This window comes from Sphingopyxis sp. KK2 (assembly GCF_001990265.1).
GTDB lineage: Bacteria > Pseudomonadota > Alphaproteobacteria > Sphingomonadales > Sphingomonadaceae > Sphingopyxis.
Window position 1 is genome coordinate 1 of the sequence record NZ_LYVN01000212.1, and the last position, 4,665, is coordinate 4,665.

A 4,665-nucleotide genomic window follows, 5' to 3' on the forward strand; every position below is an offset into this window, starting at 1 on the left:
GTCGATCCTGACGCGCGGCTTCGGCGGCGGCGATGGCGGCGGGGAAGACGATGGCGGTGACGACAATGGCGGAGCCGTCGGACGGATCGGCGCGGCCGGCAATCGCCTTGTCGCGCTCGATGCCGCGGCCGGCGGCGGGACGACGCTGATTACGCGCGGAACCGTCGAAGGCGGGCTCGCCGCGATCGACGCGGTGACCGAAAGCGGGCAGGCGTTCAACCTGACCAACGAGGGAACGATCCGCAATCGCTCAGGCGCGTCGGCCGATCTCGCGATCCAGGCGGTCGGCGGGCCGGTCGACATTCTCAACAACGGCACGCTGCTCGGTACGATCCGCCTCGATGCCGGAATCGTGGCTCCCGAGCTGGAACCCGAGCCGGAACCCGAACCCGAACCCGAACCCGAACCCGAGGAACCGCAGCGCGAACTGCGTGTTGCCGCGCGCGACGCCTTTGTCATCGCCGAGGTGCCCGATATCGAGGCGAGCCACCGCTTCACCAATGCGGGTGTCTGGAACAGCATTGGCGGGGTCAATGTGTTCGGCGGAGTCGATGACGTGCTCATCAACGTGGCGGGTGGACGCCTGATCGGCGGCACCTCGGCTGCGGCTGCCGAGACGACGAGCTATTCGGGGCTCGAAACGCTGACCAACCGGGGGACGATCACGATGGTTGACGGCGGGATCGGCGATATCGTGCAGACCAGCGGCGATGCGAGCTTCGCTGCCGGGTCGGTGCTGGCGGTCGATGCGGGGGGCAGCGGCTCCGACCGCTTCGTCGCCGGCGGTGTCACGACGATCGAGGCGGGCGCGCGGCTGCAAGTCAGCAATCCGCAGCCGGCGGTGCTCGGCACACGCTACACCGTCCTCGAATCGGCGGGCGGGGTGACCGGCAGCTTTACTTTCGCCGACCAGCTGCTCTCCAACTTTCTCGGCTATCGCCAGGGTCGCACCGATACGACGATCTTCATCGAACTCGCCAAGCTGCGCGCCTTTGCCGCGGCGGGCGCGACGCCGAACCAGATCGCGGTCGGCACCGCGCTCGATGCGCAGGCGGTGACCGATCCGCTCGCCGCAGCCGTTTTGCTGCTGCCGACCGATGCGGCGGCGCAAGCGGCGTTCGATGGCTTGTCGGGTGAAATCCACCCGAGCCTGCGCACCGCGATGATCGAGGACAGCCGCCTGCCGCGTAACGCGGTGCTTGAACGGCTCGACGCCCGCACCGGCGGCGCGATGTGGGGCCAGATGTTCGGCAATTGGGGCGATAGCGACGGCGCTAACGGCACCGCCGACCTCGACCGCGAGACGATCGGCGGCGTTCTCGGCGCCGATTTCGCGGTCGGCGAAAGCGCGATGATCGGCGTTGCCGGCTCCTATCTCGAAACCGACGTCGATATCCGGGCCCGCAGCAGCAGCGCCAAGCTCAAGAGCTGGCATGTGCTGGGCTATGCCGGCGTCGAGTTCGGCGGTGCGGCGCTCAAGGTCGGCGGCGGCTATGCCTCGGCGAGCATCGACACCGACCGCAGCGTCGCTTTCCCGGGGATCGGCCAGCGCCTCGTCGCCTCCTATGACGGTTCGGTCCTCCATGGCTTCGCCGACCTTGGTTATCGCCTGCCGCTCGGCGGCGGCCATGTCGAACCCTTTGCCCAGATCGTCGCGATCCGCGTCGCTACCGACGCTTTCACCGAAACGGGGGGAAGTGCGGCGGTTGCGGGCGCCAAGACGGACGAGAATGCGACCCTCTCGACTCTTGGCGCCCGCTTCTCGACCGCGACGTCGGGTGCGTTCTCGGTCGGCGGTACGGTGGGTTGGCAGCATGGGTTCGGCGACCTGACCCCGGCGACCACGATGCGTTTCGCCACCGGACCCGGCTTCGTCGTCATCGGTACGCCGCGTTCGCGCGATGCCGGTGTCGCGACGATCGACGGGCGGCTCCGCCTGAGCGACGCGGCGCAGATCACCGTCAGCTATGACGGTGTGATCGGGTCGGCAGGGCAGGATCACAGCATCAAGGCTGGGCTGCGGATCGCCTTCTGACTCCGGCCCGGTCCCCGTCTGGCGGCGGGGACCGGGTTTGGATTGCGCGCCCTGTTGCAGTGCGGCATAGCCAAGTCACCGTGTTTCCAGTCGAATCCATCTATGATGCGGCCGCCGACGAGCGGCTTTTCCCCGATCTGCTGCGGCGGATCGGCGATCATTTCGGCGCGCAGGCGGGTTTCCTCGGCTGGATGGGGGGCAGCAGCAGCGCGGGGTTCCAGGCCGAATATGGCAACGACCCCGCCTATCTGGCCTCCTACGTCGAAACCTATGCGGCGCTCGACATCCTGCGCCCGGCGTTGATGGAGACGCCCGAAGGCGAACCGCGTCCCGCCTATCCGTTGCTCCAATTGCCCGATGTGCAGGCGAGCCGCTTCTACCGCGAATATATCGTGCCGCAGCGTATCGTCGACAATCTGGCGACCAATTTGATCAAGCGTGACGACATGTTCGCGACGATCGCGATCCTGCGCACCGGCGACGTCGCGCCTTTTTCGGGCGAGGATATCGCCGCGATGCGCGCGCTGGTGCCGCATCTGCGCCGCGCGGTGATCCTGTCGAGCCACCGCATCCGTCAAGCCGATCTGATGGCGGCGTATCGCGAAGTCGCACAGGGCGCGCGCGACGGGCTGGTAATGCTCGGCGATGCGGGCGAGATCCTCGACCTCGGCCCCGAGATCGAACGGATGACCGGCTTTGCCTCGATTGAGGCGGCGCGGCGGTCGGCTTTTGCGAAGGCGCTGGCGCGCGCCGCCGAAGCGGGGACGCCGCTATTGCGCGAATTCAGCTTCGGTCGCCGCAAGGCGCGGCTGCTCCTCGCTTCGCAACCGCTGTCGCGCAACCGCTATGGCGACGTCAGCGAAGGGCGCGGCGCGGCGCATGCGGTAAGCGTGACCGAGGTCGACCGGCGCTGGGGCTTTGCCTATGGCGCGATGGCCGAGGCGCATGGGCTGACCGCGGGCGAAGCGAAGGTGCTCGAGGATGTGCTGGCGCATGGCGAGATGATCGGCACGTCGAAGCGGTTGGGCATCGCCCGCGCCACCGCGCGCAGCCATTTGCACAAGATCTACGCCAAGACGGGGACATCCGGTTTCCCTGACCTCTGCCTGTTCGCGCATCGCTTCATCGTCGCCGCGCGCTGACGCCTAAACAGATGATGGATGCCGGCCCCGGCCGCGCATGATAGCCCCCGCCGATCCTTGGCGTCCGCCAGCGCAGGAAGGGATGGGTGGCATCATGATTTCGTTCGGCGCGTTCCAGCGCGGCGCGACCGGCCGGTGACGGCGGGCAGCAAGGCGCCGCCCGACCGGATCGACGGCTGGAAATCGATCGGCGCGCATTTCGGCCGCGATCGCACGACCGCGATCCGCTGGGCGCGCGAGCGCGACCTGCCGGTGCATCGCATCCCGGGCGGCAAGACCGCGACCGTCTATGCGCTGCGGCACGAACTCGATCGCTGGGCGCAGGGCAAAGCCGAAGACGAAGCGGCGCCGGTCTTGCCGGTTCGGCGCCAGCCGTGGAAGGCGGCCGCTGCAGCGCTGGTTGGGCTGGGCGCCGTCGGTACGGCTTGGCTCGCGATGCCATGGATCATCCCGCCCGCACCTGCCGGAATGCCGCCGGCGCTCACGCTGCCGCGCGACGCAGCGGTTGCCGACCGCTTTCTGAAAGGCCGCGATCTGCTCGCCGACCGCGAGGCGGCCGCGATCGAAAAGGCGATCGACCTGCTCCGCGACGTGACGCGTCGCGACCCCGGCTACGGGCCCGGCTATGCCGCGCTCGCCGAAGCGTTGTTGCTGTCGCGCGAATTCGGCACGCGCAGTGATCGGCAGGCTTTTTCCGAAGCGCGCAGCGCCGCCGCCGATGCGCTGCGGCTGGCGCCGACGCTCGCCACCGCGCAGCGCGTCAACGGGTTCATCGCCTATTGGCGCGACCGTGATTTTGCCGCGGCGCGGCGCTATTTCGAAAAGGCGATCGCGCTGGCGCCCGGCGATGCCACCGGCCATTTCTGGTACGGCAATATCCTTGCCGACCATGGCGATAGCGACGAGGCGCTCAAACATCTGCGCCAAGCGCAGACGATGATGCCGGGGTCGGTCCCGATCCAGACCGACCTTGCCTGGGCGCTGTGGTCTGCGGGCGAGCGCGATGCGGCGCTCGCCGCGCTCGAAGACCTCGCGCGCCGCCATCCCGATTTTGCCGTGATCCATGATTGCCTCGCGGTGATCCACCTCTCCGACGGCGATTATGCGGCCTATGTCGGGGCGCAGGCGCGGGTGGCCGAGCTTCGGCAGAACGAACTGCTGCGCCAGCGCACCGCGGCGCTCGCGAAGGCGCTGGAGGTGGGATCCGATGCCGCGCCGAAATTGTTGCTCGACTTTGCCGACGCCGACATGGCGGACGGAGAAAGCCGGACCGCTGCGTGGAGCGCCTTTGTCGCGTCGGTGGCACGCGACCGCGCCCGGTTGATGGCGACCCTGCGCGCCGCCGAGGCGCGGCGTGAGCGATGGGGCGACGCCGGGTTGGTGCGCGCGATCCGGGGCCGCTGGGCGGGCGATGCGCCGGTCGAAAGCGCGCTGGCGCGTCTGACCGCAGGATAATTCGCTTGGTCGCGGCGGTGCGGCGCGCCTAGG

General features: G+C 68.8%; 3 protein-coding genes. All 3 read left to right on the top strand.

Annotation, left to right across the window (positions count from 1 at the left end):
• The coding region (locus tag B1A78_RS20485) for an autotransporter domain-containing protein (protein ID WP_144037936.1) at nucleotides 1–2,035 on the top strand (2,035 nt) is incomplete at its 5' end.
• Nucleotides 2,036–2,094: 59 nt separating this feature from the next.
• Nucleotides 2,095–3,177, top strand: coding sequence for a hypothetical protein (locus B1A78_RS20490; RefSeq protein ID WP_144037937.1), 1,083 nt, complete (start codon nucleotides 2,095–2,097; stop codon nucleotides 3,175–3,177).
• A gap of 135 nt (nucleotides 3,178–3,312) precedes the next feature.
• Complete coding sequence (locus B1A78_RS20495) at nucleotides 3,313–4,632, top strand: tetratricopeptide repeat protein (RefSeq protein WP_077148721.1); 1,320 nt, start codon at nucleotides 3,313–3,315, stop codon at nucleotides 4,630–4,632.
• The last annotated feature ends 33 nt before the right edge of the window (nucleotides 4,633–4,665 follow it).